The organism is Streptomyces sp. NPDC003943, assembly GCF_053605265.1.
Genome location: NZ_JBSGIW010000026.1, coordinates 12,688 through 28,888, shown reverse-complemented (window position 1 = coordinate 28,888; position 16,201 = coordinate 12,688). Strand labels below are relative to the sequence as shown.

Below are 16,201 nucleotides of genomic sequence, written 5' to 3'. Positions count from 1 at the left end.
GTGAGGGCGGGGCACGGGGGACGGCAGGCGCGTGGGGAGGCGTCGTGGACGACTACGCGGGAAGGGTGCTCGCGGACCGCTACCGCCTGCCCCTGCCGCCGCCCGACGCGTACGAACTCGTCGAGACGCGCGCCTTCGACACGTACAGCGGCCAGGAAGTGCGGATCCGTCAGGTGCCGCTGCCCGAGGTCGTCGACGCCGAACTCCTCGACGGCCGGCCCTACGCGGACCCCGGCCGGGCCACCCGAAGACCGGCCGACCCGGCCGTCCGCCGCGCCGTCGAGGCCGCGCAGGCCGCCGCCCGCATCCCCGACCACCCGCGCCTCGACCAGGTCTTCGACGTGTTCGCCGAGGCCGGCTCGCTGTGGATCGTCAGCGAGTCCGTCCCCGCCGTCCCGCTCTCCGACCTGCTCACCGAGGGCCCGCTCAGCCCCTACCGCGCCGCCGAGATCGGCGCCGACCTCCTCACCGCCCTGCGCGCCCTGCACGCCCACGGCTGGACCCACCGCAACGTCACCGCCCGCACCGTCCTCGTCTGCGACGACGGCCGCGTCGTCCTGACCGGCCTCGCCGCCGGCGCGGCCGAGGAGGCCCTGTGCGGCTACGCCCCGGTGCCGCCGGAGGACGAGTTCGGACCCGAGCCGTTCGAGCCGTACGAGCCCGAGGTGTACGGGCCCGAGACGTACGAGCGCGAGGGGTACGAGCGCGAGACGTACGCGGAGGAGGACGAGCCCGAGTCCGAGGCCGGGGACGACGCGTACGAGCCGGCTGCCGACGCGCCCGACGAGGCGTACGGCCCGCACGGCACTCCGTACGGCGCCTCGGTCGTGTCCCCGCGCGGCGTCGAGGACGGCCCCGACGGGCCCGGGGCATCCGGAAGCCGCAGCGGCTACGGGCCCCACGGCGGCACCCCCTACGGCGACGCCGGACGCGCGGGCGGCAGGCCCGAGTTGCCGGCCGCGTCCGGGGTGCCCGCGGCCGGGGTGCCGGCCGGCGCGGATGTGCGGGCGGCCAGGGCCGGGGCGATCGCGGCGTACCGGGCGGGGGCCCGGGCCGCGGCGAGCATCGGGGACACCGGGGCGCTGCCGGTCCAGCGCCCGGCCCCGGAACCGCAGGCTCCGCCCGCGCCTCCCGGGCCGCCGGTCCCGCCCGAGCCGCAGTGGTGGGCGCGGACGGGCGACGACGACGATGACGACGCCGACGCCGACGTCGACGACGAGCAGGACGGGCCCACCCCGCCGCCCCGCGCGTACCTCGCCGGGAGCTGGAGCGACGGGCCGCACGCCTCCCGCGACGGCGGGCGCAACGTTCCTGCGGGCGGCGGCGGCCCCGCGCTGCCCGCGCTGCCGGCCGGTTACACGGCGGCCACCCCCGCCCAGCGCCCCGCGTCCGAGCCCGTCACCGGCTCCGCCGCGGGTCACGGGACGACGCCCGGGGCGGAGCCCGGTGCGGGACCCGGCACGGAGCCGTACCGCGGCCCGGTGACGCGGCTCGCCGCCGAGCGGGCCCGGCAGACCCGGATGGCGGTCGTCGGCGCGGTCACCGAGCGCTGGGCGCCCGAGCAGGCCGGCCCGGTGCACGAGCACTGGCGGCTCGCCCCGCCCATCGGCCCCGCCACCGACCTGTGGGCGCTGGGCGCGCTGCTCTACCGGGCCGTCCAGGGTCATGCCCCGTACCCGGAGGACAGCGCCGCCGAACTGGTCCAGCTGGTCTGCGCCGAGCCGCCCGCGTTCGCCGAGGAGTCCGGCCCGCTGCGGCCGGTCGTCGAGTCGCTGCTGCGCCAGGACCCGACCGAGCGCCCCGACGTGGAGGAGCTGAGCGGCTGGCTGCGCTCCCTCGTACGGTCGGCGCCCGAACCGGACGCCGGCCTCGGCGTCGTACCGCTGCCGTCCCCCGACGCCGCCCGGCTGCCCATCGTGCGCCGACGGGGCGAGCTGGTGCGGCGCCGCCGCCGCGGTGCCGCCGCGAACGGGCGGCACCGGCACGCGAAGGGCCGCGGCGCGCGCGAGGAGCTGCACCAGGACGCCTCCCTGCACGACCTGATGCACGACGCGTTCCACGAGCGCGAGCACGAGCCGGTGCACGACGAGATCCCCCAGCGCGCCCCGCGAGCTCCCCGTGCTCCCGGGCGCCCCGCGGGCTCCCCGCGCGCCCTCGGCCGCACGCTGCTGCTCCTGATCCTGCTGCTGCTCGGCGGGGCGGTCGCGTACGCCGTGCTGTTCATGCCCGAACAGGGCGCGGAGAACGGGCCGTCGGCGCAGACGCCCCCGGCCTCGGCCGCGCCGTCCACCGGCGCCCCGTCCTCCGCCCCGGCCAGCCGCCCGCCCGCGTCCTCCCGGCCCCCGGCCGCCACCACCCCGCCCGCCGCGGACCCCTCGGCACCCGTGCTCGCCTCCGGTTACGTCCTGCGCAAGGACCCCGAGGGCTTCCAGGTCGGCGTGCCGAGCGGCTGGCGGCGCAGCCCGATCAACGACGCCGGGCAAGTGCGCTTCACGGGCGGCGACTTCACCCTGGTGGTCGTCCCCGGCCGGGACACGGTTCAGGCCAACGGTGACGACCCGCTGCGCTACCAGAGCACCAAGGAGCGCGAACTCACTCCGTGGCGCGAATCCTCCTGGTCGAGCGCCTCCGGCCTGCGCCGTGTCGACATCGGCCAGCGCGCCACGGCCGAGGGGCAGTTCACCTGGCAGGACAGCACCGGGCGCGAGGTCTTCGTGCGCAATCTGGCGCTGATCGACCGCGGCCGCTACCACGTGGTCCAGGTCATCGGCCCGGAGGGTGAGCGCGACAAGGTCTCCGAGATCTACGAGCAGGCGGTGAAGGCGTACCGCGCCACCCGCTGAGTGACGGTCCGACAGTGCTTGAGCGGCGCTCGAACGGCGCCCAAATGACATGCGAACGGTGCTTGCCGGACTGGCCGAAACTCGCCCCCGGTCACAGAGTTGTTCCTTAACCCGCCCCGAGGTTCCGCGCACCGCCCTTCGCTCCGTACCCTTGCTTCCGAAGCAAACAGGCGGGGGCACGTGGAACAGTCTGAGAGCACCGGAACCGGACTTCTGCTGGCCGGGCGTTACCGGTTGGGCGAGTCCATCGGGCGTGGCGGCATGGGCAAGGTCTGGCGCGCGCACGACGAGGTGCTGCACCGTGTGGTGGCCGTCAAGGAGTTGACGGCGGGCCGGTTCGTGGCCGAGGCCGACCGGCTGGTCCTGCATGCCCGGACCCAGAAGGAGGCCCGGGCGGCGGCCCGCATCACCCACCCGGGCGTGGTCACCGTGCACGACGTCCTGGAGCACGACGACCGGCCGTGGATCGTCATGCAGTACGTGGACGGCCCCTCGCTCGCGGACGCCGCCAAGGAGGCCGGCACGATCGCGCCGCGCGAGGCGGCCCGGATCGGCCTGCACGTCCTCGGCGCCCTGCGCGCCGCGCACGCGGCCGGCGTGCTGCACCGGGACGTGAAGCCCGGCAACGTGCTGCTCGCCCGCGACGGCCGGGTCCTCATCACCGACTTCGGCATCGCCGCGATCGAGGGCGACAGCTCCATCACCCGTACCGGCGAACTCGTCGGCTCCATCGACTATCTGGCGCCCGAGCGGGTGCGCGGCGGCGACCCGGGACCGGCCTCCGACCTGTGGTCGCTCGGCGCGACGCTCTACACGGCGGTGGAGGGCACCTCGCCGTTCCGCCGCAGCTCGCCGATCAGCACCATGCAGGCGGTGGTGACCGAGGAGCCGCCGTACCCGGAGCAGGCGGGTCCGCTCGCCCCGGTCATCGTCGCGCTGCTGCGCAAGGACCCGGACCAGCGCCCGCGCGCGGACGAGGCCGAGCGGATGCTGCTCGAGGCCATGGAGGGGCGCGAGCCGCAGGCCGCGCAGGCGTACGTGCCGACGCAGCCGGTACCGGCGGAGGAACTGGCCGCCGCCGCGCCGTCCGTGACGACACCGCTGCCCGTCCCGCACGACGAGCCCCGGCCCGCCCCGGTGCCCGCCCCGGCCCCCGCCCCGACGCCGACGGCAGCCACCGCCGCCTCCGGCGTGCCCGCTTCCGCCGCCCCGCGCCGCGGCCGCTGGCGCGGCGCGCTGCTCGCCGCCGTGGTCGCGGGCCTGCTCGCCGGCGGCGCGGTCTTCGCCGCCATGACCCATCTGGGCGGCCTCGGGGGCGGCAAGGGCGGCGACCGGAACGGCAAGGTCACCGATCCCACCGCCGGCCCCACCTCCGGCGCGGACAAGAACGCCGGCAAGGGCACCATCCCGGTCGGCTGGCACCGCGTCGACGACCCGGAGGGCGTCAGCCTGCTCGTCCCCGACGGCTGGAAGCGGCAGAAGGACGGCGACTCGATCGACTACACGCCGGACAACGGCCGCCACCGGATCCGGATCAGCATCGACAAGTCCCCGGACTTCGAGAACCCGTACGTGCACATGCTCGACGTCGAGAAGAGCCTGCAGAAGCGGCTGCCCGCCTACCAGCGGGTGATGCTGGACCAGAACACCTTCCGCGACCAGGTCGACTCGTGCGTGTGGGAGTTCACCTGGCACGAGCGGAAGACCTTCCCCGGACCGCGCCACGCGATCGACCAGGTGTACTACGAGGACGACGGCACGGAGTACGCCGTGTACATGTCCTCGCCGGAGGAGGACTGGGCCCGTACGAGGGAACAGTTCGACATCGTGAAGAAGTACTGGCGGACCCCCGCGGACGCCGTGAGTCCCTGACAAGCCCCTGATCAGGGCTTATGTGCCAGCGATCGCTGGCGCGATGTGCGGGGAGGGTGAAAAGACGTTACCGCCGGGTACCCAAAGCCCGGAATGCGGCCTACCCTCGCCCTCATGACCGACTCGCAGGCTCTCCCTGTCACGGACCGGCCCACCACGACGACGGCCGCGACCTCGATCGCCCCCGGCGGCACCAACCCCGTCGCGCCCGCGCCGGCCGGCGCCCGTACCGCCGCCGACGTGGTCACGCCCGAGCTGGTCGCCCGGCTCACCCGCGGGGTCGCGGGCTCCGGCCGTACCGCCAACCACACCCCCTTCACCGGGGAGAAGCTGGCGGACCTGCCCGAGTCCACCCCCGAGGACGTCGCCGACGCCTACGCGCGCGCCCGCGCCGCCCAGCGCGCCTGGGCCGCGACCCCCGTCCGGGCCCGCGCCGCCGTGCTGCTGCGCTTCCACGACCTGATCCTCCGGCGCCAGTCCGAGGTCCTCGACCTCATCCAGCTCGAGACCGGCAAGGCGCGCCTGCACGCCCACGAGGAGATCCAGGCCGTCGCCGTCGCCGCGCGCCACTACGGCCGCAAGGCCCCCGCGTACCTGCGCCCCAAGCACCACACCGGTGTCGTGCCGACCCTCACCAAGGTCACCGAGCTGCGCCAGCCGCGCGGGGTCGTCGGCCAGATCGCGCCCTGGAACTACCCGCTCGAGCTGTCGGTCGGCGACGCCCTGCCCGCCTTCGTCGCCGGCAACGCCGTCGTCATGAAGCCGGACACCGAGACCGCGCTGACCGCCCTGTGGGCCCGCGACCTGCTGATCGAGGCCGGGCTGCCCGCCGAGGTCTTCCAGGTCGTCCTCGGCGAGGGCCCGGTCGTCGGCCCCGAGGTCGTCCGGCACGCCGACTACGTCTCCTTCACCGGCTCCACCCGCACCGGCCGCGAGGTCGCCCAGGGCGCCGCCGCCCGGCTCGTCGGCGTCAGCCTGGAACTCGGCGGCAAGAACGCGATGATCGTCCTCAAGGACGCCGACGTCGAGAAGGCCGCCGCCGGCGCCGTCCGCGCCTGCTTCTCCTCCGCCGGCCAGCTGTGCATCTCCATCGAGCGGCTGTACGTGCACGAGTCCGTCGCCGACGACTTCGTGGCCCGCTTCGCCGCCCGCACGAAGGCCATGCGGCTCGGCCACTCCCTCGCGTACGGCGCCGAGATGGGCTCCCTCGTCGGCGAGCGCCAGCTGGCGACCGTCACCCGGCACGTCGAGGAGGCCGTCGCCAAGGGCGCCAGGCTGGTCGCGGGCGGCGTCGCCCGGCCCGACATCGGCCCCTACTTCTTCGAGCCGACCATCCTCGACGGCGTCGAGGCCCCGATGGCCGTCTGCGCCGAGGAGACCTTCGGCCCGGTCGTCTCCGTCTACCGCTTCACCGACGAGGACGAGGTCGTCGAGCTGGCCAACGCCACCCCGTACGGCCTGAACTCCTCCGTCTGGACCACCGATTCGCGCCGCGGCCACGCGGTCGCCGCCCGGCTGCGCACCGGCACCGTCAACATCAACGAGGGGTACGCGCCCGCGTACGGCAGCGTGCAGTCCCCGATGGGCGGCATGAAGGACTCCGGCCTCGGCCGGCGCCACGGCTCCGAGGGCATCCTCAAGTACACCGAGGCGCAGACCGTCGCCCAGCAGCGGCTGCTTCCGCTCGCGCCCTCCTTCGGGATGGACGACGAGAAGTACGCGGCCTTCATGAGCACCTCCCTGAAGGTGATGAAGGCCCTGCGCCTGCGCTGACCCCCGCTTCCCGGATCCCGTTCCGCCCCTTTTCCGTACGAGGAGAGCCATGACCGCGGTACCCCCGGCCCGAAACCAGGATTCGGATGGTTCGGACGGTTCGTACGACTACGACGTCATCGTCGTCGGCTCCGGCTTCGGCGGCTCGGTCACGGCCCTGCGGCTGACCGAGAAGGGCTACCGGGTCGGCGTCCTGGAGGCCGGCCGCCGGTTCGCGCGCGCCGAGCTGCCGAAGAACTCCTGGGACCTGAAGAACTTCCTGTGGGCCCCGGCGCTCGGCCTCTACGGCATCCAGCGCATCCACCTGCTCGGCAACGTCATGGTGCTCGCCGGCGCGGGCGTCGGCGGCGGCTCGCTCAACTACGCCAACACCCTCTACGAGCCGCTCGCGCCGTTCTTCGACGACCCGCAGTGGAAGGACATCACCGACTGGCGCTCCGAGCTCGCGCCGTACTACGACCAGGCCAAGCGGATGCTGGGCGTCCGGCTCAACCCGACGATGACCCCGTCGGACGTGCACCTGAAGGCGGCCGCCCAGAACATGGGCATCGGCGACACCTTCCACATGGCGCCGGTCGGCGTCTTCTTCGGCGACGGCAAGGACGCCGTCGGCGAGGACGGGGCCGGTACGGCGAAGGTGAAGCCGGGCGCCGAGGTGGCCGACCCGTTCTTCGGCGGCGCGGGCCCCTCGCGCAAGGCGTGCGTCGAGTGCGGCGAGTGCATGACCGGCTGCCGGCACGGCGCCAAGAACACCCTCAACGAGAACTACCTCTACCTCGCCGAGAAGGCGGGCGCGGTGGTCCACCCGATGACCTCGGTCGTCGCGGTCACCGAGGACTCCCGGGGCGGCTACGCGGTCCGGACCCTCCCGACCGACAACCGCAAGAAGGGCGCGGGCCGCACCTTCACCGCCCCCAAGGTCGTGATCGCCGCCGGCACGTACGGCACCCAGACGCTGCTGCACCGGATGAAGGACACCGGCCTGCTGCCGCACATCTCCGGCCGCCTCGGCGAGCTGACCCGCACCAACTCCGAGGGCCTGGTCGGCGCCCAGACCACCGACCGGCGCTACCGCAAGCGGCACGGCGCACCGAAGGCCGACTTCACCCGCGGCGTCGCCATCACCTCGTCCGTCCACCCGAACGAGAACACCCACATCGAGCCGGTCCGCTACGGCAAGGGCTCCAACTCGATGGGCAGCCTCACCGTCCTCCAGGTGCCCTACGGCGCCCACCGGGTCCGCAACTGGCTGCTCAACCTGGTCAGGCACCCGGCGCTCGCGGTCCGCTCGCTGTCCAACTGGCACTGGTCGGAGCGCACCATCATCGGCCTGGTCATGCAGTCCCTGGACAACTCGCTCACCACCTACCGCAAGCCCGGCGGCCTCGGCAAGGGCCTGCTCACCGCCCGCCAGGGCCACGGCGCGCCCAACCCGACCCAGATCCGCGAGGCCACCCAGGCCGCCACCCTCCTTGCCGAGGAGATCAACGGCTTCGCCGGCTCCAACGTCGGCGAGCTCATGGGCACCCCGCTCACCGCGCACTTCCTGGGCGGCTGCCCGATCGGCGCGGACGCGGAGTCCGGCGTCATCGACCCGTACCACCGGCTCTACGGCCACCCGGGCATCTCCGTCGTCGACGGCGCGGCGGTCTCCGCCAACCTGGGCGTCAACCCGTCGCTGACGATCACGGCGCAGGCGGAGCGGGCCATGTCCTTCTGGCCCAACAAGGGCGAGGAGGACCAGCGGCCGCGTCAGGGCGAGGCGTACGTGCGGGTGGCCGCCGTCGAGCCCAAGTCGCCGGCGGTCCCGGCCGACGCGTTCGGCGCGCTGCGGCTGCCGTTCCTGGGCATCCCGACCGTCCCGCCGAAGGAGGCGTGAGCCACCGCCGGAATCTCCTCCGGAGAAGATTCCGGAAAACAGAAGAGGCGCTGCACCCCCCTCCGAGTGCAGCGCCTCTCCAGTTTCTGGGTGGTGCTGCATAGGAGACCGGTGACCTGGGGGATTGGTTGTAGCCCTCTCATGGAATCTTTATGTGACGCGCGTCACGTCCTGCGGGGTGTGGCGTCCGTGAGCACCGCAAGGGCCCCGCGGCGCGATTCCGGTCGCGGCGCGGGGCCCTGCTGCGGGCGCCGGGGGAGGCGGGCGCCACGCGGGGTGGGAGGGAGGGATCAGGGTGTGGGGGAGCGGGGTGTGGGGGAGCGGGGGACGCGGGATGTCGGATCGTTCGGCCGGTTGCGGTCGGCCCCGGGCGTCCCCGGGACCGACCGCCCTTTCTGGGTGACCGGGCTGCTGTCCCCTGCCGTCCGGTCACGCGCGCTGGGGCGAGGTCCCACGACGTACCGAAGTACGCCACACGCCCCAGCGAAGCCACGCGTGGTCTTCATCGGGCCCGCCCCTGGCTGGCACGGACACCACGACCAACGAACCGGCGCCGGGCCCGGTCACGCGCCGTACGGGTGAGACGGCGACCGAACTCGGGTGCGGGGACCAACCCCGTACGGGGTCCCCGGCCGACTCCGGGATCCGTGCGGGCCGACCTCGTACGGGATCGGCCCGGGGATCGGTACTGCTCGGGGATCCGTACGGGCCTCGGCGGCGCCCTTACGGGTCAGACGCGGCCGCGGCACAGCTCCAGCATCGTCATCGCGAGCGCCGTGCCCGGCTTGCCGAGGGCGTCCCGGTAGTGGCCGAGGACCTCCATCTCGCGGGCCAGGTTCACCCGGCGGCCGCCGGAGGAGATCCGGGCCTCCTGGATGACGGCCGAGACGGCCATCCGTTCCTGGATCAGGCCGATGATCCGGTCGTCGAGCGCGTCGATCCGCTCGCGGGCGTCGCCGATCAGGGCCGCGGCCTCGTCGGTGCGGGCGCCGGTCTGCTCGGCGACGGTCTTGCCGGCGGTCTTGGTGGCGGTGCTGGTGCTCATGGTGGGGCTCCTCGTCCGGTGTCGGGGTCGGTTGCCCCGGAGCGACACGGTCCGGGAAACGACAGGCGCCCCGGGCCTTGTCGGCCCGGGGCGCCTGGGAAGTCGCTTGTCAGTTGCTCAAGCAGCACGACCATGGCATCCGGACCGGCCGGTGCCATAGGTAAAGACGAAGGTCGTGAGCTCGCGCATGGGGCACAGTATGGACCCCGCGCGGCGCCCCGGGGCAACTCGGGCCCGGATCGTGAGACGAAGGCCACCCCGGTTCGGATGGTGAGACGAAGGGCAAGCGCGGCGCGCCGGTAGAATCGACAAATAGCCCCCCTCTCGGGGGAACCCCTCCTACCGCCGGAAGGCCGCCGTAGTGTCATCAGCGACTCCCGCTGCCGCGCCCGACGTCACCAACCCGGACGTAGTCCTCGTTGTCGACTTCGGCGCGCAGTACGCACAGCTCATCGCCCGTCGCGTCCGTGAGGCGCGGGTCTACAGCGAGATCGTCCCGTCCACCATGCCGGTGGCCGAGATGCTGGCCAAGAAGCCGAAGGCGATCATCCTCTCCGGCGGCCCGTCCTCCGTGTACGCCGAGGGCGCCCCGCGCCTGGACCGCGAGCTCTTCGAGGCCGGCGTCCCCGTCTTCGGCATGTGCTACGGCTTCCAGCTGATGGCGACCACCCTCGGTGGCACCGTCGACAACACGGGCGCCCGTGAGTACGGCCGTACGCCGCTGCACGTCTCCAAGGCCGGCTCCACCCTCTTCGAGGGCACCCCGGTCGAGCAGTCCGTGTGGATGTCGCACGGCGACGCCTGCTCCGCCGCCCCCGAGGGCTTCACCGTCACCGCGTCCACCGACGTCGTGCCGGTCGCCGCCTTCGAGAACGACGAGAAGAAGCTGTACGGCGTCCAGTACCACCCCGAGGTGCTGCACTCCACGCACGGCCAGCAGATCCTGGAGCACTTCCTCTACCGCGGCGCCGGCATCGAGCCCTCCTGGACGACCGGCAACGTCATCGAGGAGCAGGTCGCGGCCATCCGCGCCCAGGTCGGCACCAAGCGCGCCATCTGCGGTCTGTCCGGCGGCGTCGACTCCGCCGTGGCCGCCGCGCTCGTGCAGAAGGCCATCGGCTCGCAGCTCACCTGCGTCTACGTCGACCACGGCCTGATGCGCAAGGGCGAGACCGAGCAGGTCGAGAAGGACTTCGTGGCCGCCACCGGCGTCCAGCTGAAGGTCGTCGACGCGCAGGAGCGGTTCCTCACCGCCCTCGCCGGCGTCTCCGACCCGGAGACCAAGCGCAAGATCATCGGTCGCGAGTTCATCCGCGTCTTCGAGCAGGCGCAGGCCGAGATCATCGCCGAGGGCGCCGCCGACGGCGAGGAGGTCGCCTTCCTCGTCCAGGGCACCCTGTACCCGGACATCGTCGAGTCCGGCGGCGGCACCGGCACCGCCAACATCAAGTCCCACCACAACGTGGGCGGCCTCCCCGAGGACCTGGAGTTCGAGCTCGTCGAGCCGCTGCGCCAGCTCTTCAAGGACGAGGTCCGCATGGTCGGCCAGGAGCTCGGCCTGCCCGAGGAGATCGTCCAGCGCCAGCCGTTCCCCGGCCCCGGCCTCGGCATCCGCATCGTCGGCGAGGTCACCAAGGACCGTCTGGACCTGCTGCGCGAGGCCGACGCCATCGCCCGCGAGGAGCTGACGGCCGCCGGTCTCGACCGCGACATCTGGCAGTGCCCGGTCGTACTGCTCGCCGACGTGCGCTCCGTCGGCGTCCAGGGCGACGGCCGCACCTACGGCCACCCGATCGTGCTCCGTCCGGTCTCCTCCGAGGACGCCATGACGGCCGACTGGTCGCGCCTGCCGTACGAGGTGCTCGCCCGCATCTCGACCCGCATCACCAACGAGGTGCGCGACGTCAACCGCGTCGTCCTCGACGTGACCAGCAAGCCGCCGGGCACCATCGAGTGGGAGTAGTCACTCCCCCAAGCCGGTGAAGCCGCCGCCCCCGATTCGCACCGGGGACGGCGGCTTCACCGTTTCCGGGGCGGGCTGGGACTGGGTCGGGACGGGGCGGGCCGATGCGGGCCGGGCCGGGACGGGCCGGGACGGGTCGGGACCGGTCGGGAGGAGGCCGCGGAAAGGTCCGTGGGACCCGGGTCCGTCCGGACTCTGGAGAGTTGACCGGCCGGGCGTTACCTTCCGGCCCATGACCTCGACTCCGGCGCCCGTCCCCGTCGACCAGCTCCACTTCGCGATGCCGCCCGTCCACGCGACGAGCGCCGAGGAGCGCACCCACCGCAAGCAGCGACTCGCCGCCGCGCTCCGGGTCTTCGGACGGCTCGGCTACGAGGAGGGCGTCTCCGGGCACATCACCGCGCGCGACCCGGACCACCCCGACTGCTACTGGGTGAACCCCTTCGGCGCGCCCTTCGCCGAGCTCACCGCGAGCGATCTGATCCTGGTCAACGGCGACGGCCAGGTCGTGTACGGCGCCCACCACGTCAACCAGGCCGCCTTCACCGTGCACGCCCAGGTCCACCGGGCCCGGCCCGACGTGGTCGCCGTCGCGCACACCCACTCCACGCACGGGCGTGCCCTCGCCGCGCTCGGCGAACTGCTCGACCCGATCACCCAGGAGGCGTGCGCCTTCTACCAGGACCACGCCCTCTACGACGCCTACACCGGCGTCACCGTCGACCCGGAGGAGGGCCGGCGGATCGCGGTCGCCCTCGGCGGGCTCAAGGCGCTCGTGCTGCGCAACCACGGACTGCTCACGGTCGGCTCCTCCGTCGACGCGGCGGCCTGGTGGTTCATCGCCATGGAACGCTGCGCCGAGGTGCAGCTCGCCGCGCGGGCCGCGGGCAAGCCGGTGCTGATCGACCACCGTGACGCCGTCGCCACCCGCGAACAGCTCGGCAGCGACCTGGTGGCCTGGATCAACTACCAGCCGCTGTGGCGGCGGATCAGCCGCACGGAACCCGAACTCCTGTCGTAACGGACATCGCGGAAACCGCCTTTCCGTCAATGTGATGACTCTCCAATCACTCGTGTGACAGGGGTGGAACGCCCTGTGTGCGGGCATTCGATGCGACACAATTCCCGGGAATCGACAGCCAGTTGACGGTCATCGGACAACGGGCGACGGACGGATCGGGAAGTGGGCGGCGCCGTGGCGGTGCAAGAGGCGAGACAGTACGGGGCGGACGCGGGCCACGCGCCGGACGGCGGCTGCCCGCACTGCGAACGCTCCGGCCACCGGCGGGCCGTCGCCGCCTTCCTCGCCCGGCGCGACGAGCTCGCCGCCGGCCACGGGGTGCCCGCCGCCCTCGCCCACTCGCCGGTCGCCTCCCGCCAGTGGGTCTCCGACGAACTCGCCCAGTCCGCCCGCACGGTCACCGCCCGCGGCCACGAGGCCGGCCACGCCCGCCGCGGCCGGGTCGAGCGGACCACCCTCGCCACCGTGTGGGGCGCCGTCCTCGCCCTGCTCCTCGGACAGGCCCTCACCGCCCTCGGCGGCGCGGGATGGACCGGCACCCGCACCGCCGCCCTGGGCACCGCCCTGTTCCTCGCCGCCGCCCTGACCACGGCAGCCAGGCTGCACCGCGACCGGGGCGGCGTCCTCGCCCCGCTGCTCGGCGAGGACAACCGGCTCTCCACCTCCCGAACCGTCGCCGCCGGCTGGCTCCTCCTTTCCGGCTACACCGTCCTGCTCCTCTCCCTGCGCCTGGCCACCGGCGCGCCCCACGTCGACCTGGGCCTGCGGCGCGGCGCCGGACTGCTCGCCGTCCTCGCCCTGGTCGGCTGGACCACCGTCACCGCCCGCCTGATCGTCTCGCTGCGGGTCGCCGCCCGGCGCCTCCAGAAGGTCCGCGCCGAACGGCCCCGCCCCGCCGACCTCCTCTGCGACGACGACGGCCGCGCCTCCCTCACCGACGCCCAGTACGTCCTCGTCTCCACCGCCGTCCTCGTCTTCGCAGCCGTCCGCCTCGGCCGCGCACCTGACCGGCTGCCCGATCTGCCCTGGGCGCTGGTGCTGCTCGTCGCCGTCTCCGTGACCGGCTATCTCTTCGGCAAGTGCGCCGAGGGCGGCCGGCCCAAGATCTTCTCGGTGGTCCGGGCCCGCGAGGCCGGCGACCTCGACGCCCCGATCCGCACCGGCGACGACATCGAGATCCGCGGCATCGGCTTCGTCCCGCCGGGCGCGGCCGCCCCCGACCCGCTGACCCGGCTCGTCGTCCGCATCGGCCCGGTCCACGCGCACGTCCCCCTCGTCCCGGTCCCGGGCGGCTTCGCCAACCCGACCGACGCCGCCCTCACCGTCCCGCTCCCCGCCGACGTGGAACCGGGCCGGGTGGAGGTCTGGGTCGTCACCGCCGCCGGAGTCGAGACCAACCGGGTCGCGATCGACGTCGTCGACTGACCTGCCCTGCCCTGCCTCCGCACAGGGATTCCGGGGACAATCTGTTCTCGGACAGAGGTGCGAGATCGGAGAGGTGGCCGCAGATGACGGAACGGACGGACGGCACGACGGACCGGGGCGGCGCCGGCGGCGACCGCGCGGCCCACGGGGCCGCTGCGGCGGCCGGTTCCGGCGGCGCGAGGGGCTCCGGTGGCCTGCAGGCCCTCGCTTCCCGTTATGCCCTGGTCCCGCTGCGGATCTTCCTCGGCATCACCTTCCTCTACGCCGGGCTCGACAAGCTCACCGACGCCGCCTTCCTCTCCGCCACTGGCTCCCAGTCGATCGGCGAGATGATGCGGGGCGTCCGCGACACCTCGGCCCTGCCCGCCCTCGTCGACCTGGCCCTGCACAGCCCGGTCGGCTTCGGTTACGCCCTCGCGCTCGGCGAGCTCGCCGTCGGCATCGGCACCCTCCTCGGGCTCCTCACCCGGGTCGCCGCACTCGGCGGGGCGCTGATCTCGCTGAGCCTCTGGCTGACCGTCAGCTGGCAGGCCACCCCCTACTACCTGGGCAACGACCTGGCCTATCTCATGGCCTGGCTGCCGCTGCTGCTGGCCGGCGCCCCGGTCCTCTCCCTGGACGCCCTCCTCGCCGAGCGCCGGCGTATCAGGTAGGCCGTCCAGGAGGCGACCGCCGCGAGCCCGAGGCCCCCGCACAGCACCGGTATGACCACGTACCAGGCGACGGACCAGGCGCCTGCCGCGTCCCCGGCGAACAGCGCCGCGAGGGCCAGGGCTGCCGCGCCCAGGATCAGCCGGCCGGGGCGGAACTCATGAAGCAGCACGGGTGACCTCCACCTGTCCGAGCGCGACCTCCAGGGAGAGGTCGAGCGTGCCGCCCGGGGTGACCCCCGGCGGCGGGGGAAGCGTCCGGGACTCGTCGAGGCCCGGCGCGATGTCGATGTCCCCGTCCGGGGGCGGGTACGAGGGCGGGGCGGCCGGCGACGGCGCGGTGGGCGCGGTCGGTGCGGCGGGTGCGGTCGGCGCCCCGGACCGCACCGGGGCTGACGGGGCCACCGGCAGCGACGGCACCGCCGCCACGTGCTGCGGCGGCAGCCGCAGGTCGCCCAGGCCCGCCTGGGCCCGCAGCTTCACCGTCGCGTTCCGCGGCACGATCACCTTCAGCTTGCCCGCGCCGACCTCCACCCGCGTGGTCACCGTCGTCCCGGCCGGGACGGCCAGGTGCGACAGGTCGAGCGTGCCGATCCCGGTCCCCAGCTCGTACCGCGGCTGCACGGCCGCGACCGTCGCCGGGCGCCAGGTCTCCCGCGCCCACACCGTCGAGATCTCCTTCGGCAGCACCGACGCCACCGCCAGCAGACCCGTGGTCAGGATCATCAGACACAGCGTCCCGAACCCGGTGCGGCCCAGGAAACTGCTGACGGCCAGACCCACGCCGATCACGCCGAGCGCGGCGGCCAGACCGATCTGCAGGCTGGTCCCCAGCGGGTGGCTGTGCCACGTCAGCCCCGTGCCCAGACCGCCCGCAAGCAGGGCGAGCAGGAACACCAGGCCGCCGATGGACACCTGGCTGTCGTCCGCCCTGCGGGCCGGGGCCGCCGGCCGGCCCGGCGCCACCGGCGGGCCCCACTGCCCGCCGGGCTTCGGCACCTCGCCGTTGACCAGACCGTCCTTGTCGACGATCCCGTGCGGGCCCCACAGATAGCCGATGGCCACCTTCCCGGTCGAGCCGTCCTTGACGATCGGGTCCCGCCACCAGGACGGGAACTCCACCAGCGGCGGCGCCTTCGTCTCCGGCGGCGCCTCGGCGACCGCGAGGGCGGCGGCCGGGTCTATCCGGCCGCCCTCCTCGGCGGTCGCCGCGACCGCCCGCCGCCGCTGCGACCACACCGCCGCGCCGCTCACCGCGAGCGACAGGACGAGCGTGAACGCCAGCAGGCCCCCGTTGTGCAACGTCGACAGGAAGATCCCGCAGCCCACCAGCGCCATCAGCACCGCGGACAGCGAGGAGCCCGAGACCCGGCCGGTCAGCAGCCTGCGCCCCTCGTTCTCCTCCTCGTCCGCGAGCGGGACCAGCAGCCACGCGAAGCCGTAGAAGATCAGCCCGACGCCCCCGGTCACCGCGAGCACGCCCAGCACGACCCGGAAGATCACCGGGTCCACGTCGAAGTGCCGGCCGAGACCGCCGCACACGCCGGCCACGACCTTCTGCCCGCGCGACCGCCGGAGCGACGGGGCGGGCGGGGCGTCCGCCGGCGGCGGGGCCTCGTGCTGCGAAGGCATCGAACTCGTCATGCGTCCATGGTGACCGCCCGTGACCCCGGAACGGCACCGGGACCGACCCTGGCCCGACCCTGATCTTCCGCACGCCCGCCACCCTG

The 16,201-nt window shown here is 73.9% G+C and carries 10 protein-coding genes; 8 read left to right on the top strand and 2 right to left on the bottom strand.

Annotation, left to right across the window (positions count from 1 at the left end):
- Positions 1-44 precede the first annotated feature (44 nt).
- The 4 genes from ACWEV0_RS13775 (at position 45) to ACWEV0_RS13760 (ending at position 8,367) form a co-directional block, all read left to right on the top strand.
- Complete coding sequence (locus ACWEV0_RS13775; protein WP_453149350.1) at positions 45-2,843, top strand: protein kinase; 2,799 nt, start codon at positions 45-47, stop codon at positions 2,841-2,843.
- Positions 2,844-3,023: 180 nt separating this feature from the next.
- Positions 3,024-4,715, top strand: coding sequence for a serine/threonine-protein kinase (locus ACWEV0_RS13770; protein WP_453149348.1), 1,692 nt, complete (start codon positions 3,024-3,026; stop codon positions 4,713-4,715).
- Positions 4,716-4,829: 114 nt separating this feature from the next.
- Entirely contained in the window at positions 4,830-6,488 is a 1,659-nt protein-coding gene (locus ACWEV0_RS13765) for a succinic semialdehyde dehydrogenase (RefSeq protein WP_453149346.1), read from the top strand.
- Positions 6,489-6,537: 49 nt separating this feature from the next.
- Positions 6,538-8,367, top strand: coding sequence for a GMC oxidoreductase (locus tag ACWEV0_RS13760; RefSeq protein WP_453149345.1), 1,830 nt, complete (start codon positions 6,538-6,540; stop codon positions 8,365-8,367).
- A gap of 730 nt (positions 8,368-9,097) precedes the next feature.
- Here the strand turns inward: ACWEV0_RS13760 and ACWEV0_RS13755 are convergent.
- Entirely contained in the window at positions 9,098-9,412 is a 315-nt protein-coding gene (locus tag ACWEV0_RS13755) for a chorismate mutase (protein WP_403795611.1), read from the bottom strand.
- Positions 9,413-9,773: 361 nt separating this feature from the next.
- Here ACWEV0_RS13755 and guaA point away from each other — a divergent pair, with 361 nt between their 5' ends.
- The 4 genes from guaA (at position 9,774) to ACWEV0_RS13735 (ending at position 14,474) form a co-directional block, all read left to right on the top strand.
- A complete protein-coding gene (guaA, locus tag ACWEV0_RS13750; protein WP_453149343.1) occupies positions 9,774-11,375 on the top strand; it encodes a glutamine-hydrolyzing GMP synthase in 1,602 nt (533 codons plus the stop codon).
- Positions 11,376-11,607: 232 nt separating this feature from the next.
- Complete coding sequence (locus tag ACWEV0_RS13745) at positions 11,608-12,396, top strand: class II aldolase/adducin family protein (protein ID WP_453149342.1); 789 nt, start codon at positions 11,608-11,610, stop codon at positions 12,394-12,396.
- Positions 12,397-12,570: 174 nt separating this feature from the next.
- Positions 12,571-13,821 (top strand): hypothetical protein, encoded by a 1,251-nt coding sequence (locus tag ACWEV0_RS13740; RefSeq protein WP_453149340.1) that lies wholly within the window; start codon positions 12,571-12,573, stop codon positions 13,819-13,821.
- Between the two features lie 83 nt (positions 13,822-13,904).
- Positions 13,905-14,474 carry a DoxX family protein gene (locus ACWEV0_RS13735; protein ID WP_453149338.1) on the top strand — a complete coding sequence of 190 codons (570 nt, stop codon included), beginning with the start codon at positions 13,905-13,907 and terminating at the stop codon, positions 14,472-14,474.
- 156 nt (positions 14,475-14,630) lie between these two features.
- Here the strand turns inward: ACWEV0_RS13735 and ACWEV0_RS13730 are convergent, their stop codons facing one another.
- Positions 14,631-16,115 carry a PspC domain-containing protein gene (locus ACWEV0_RS13730; RefSeq protein ID WP_453149336.1) on the bottom strand — a complete coding sequence of 495 codons (1,485 nt, stop codon included), beginning with the start codon at positions 16,113-16,115 and terminating at the stop codon, positions 14,631-14,633.
- Between the last annotated feature and the right edge of the window lie 86 nt (positions 16,116-16,201).

Coding starts and splice junctions, on each gene's coding strand:
- ACWEV0_RS13765 (WP_453149346.1), top strand. CDS start 4,830: ATGACCGACTCGCAGGCTCTCCCTGTCACGGACCGGCCCACCACGACG.
- ACWEV0_RS13760 (WP_453149345.1), top strand. CDS start 6,538: ATGACCGCGGTACCCCCGGCCCGAAACCAGGATTCGGATGGTTCGGAC.
- ACWEV0_RS13755 (WP_403795611.1), bottom strand. CDS start 9,412: ATGAGCACCAGCACCGCCACCAAGACCGCCGGCAAGACCGTCGCCGAG.
- ACWEV0_RS13745 (WP_453149342.1), top strand. CDS start 11,608: ATGACCTCGACTCCGGCGCCCGTCCCCGTCGACCAGCTCCACTTCGCG.
- ACWEV0_RS13735 (WP_453149338.1), top strand. CDS start 13,905: ATGACGGAACGGACGGACGGCACGACGGACCGGGGCGGCGCCGGCGGC.
- ACWEV0_RS13730 (WP_453149336.1), bottom strand. CDS start 16,115: ATGACGAGTTCGATGCCTTCGCAGCACGAGGCCCCGCCGCCGGCGGAC.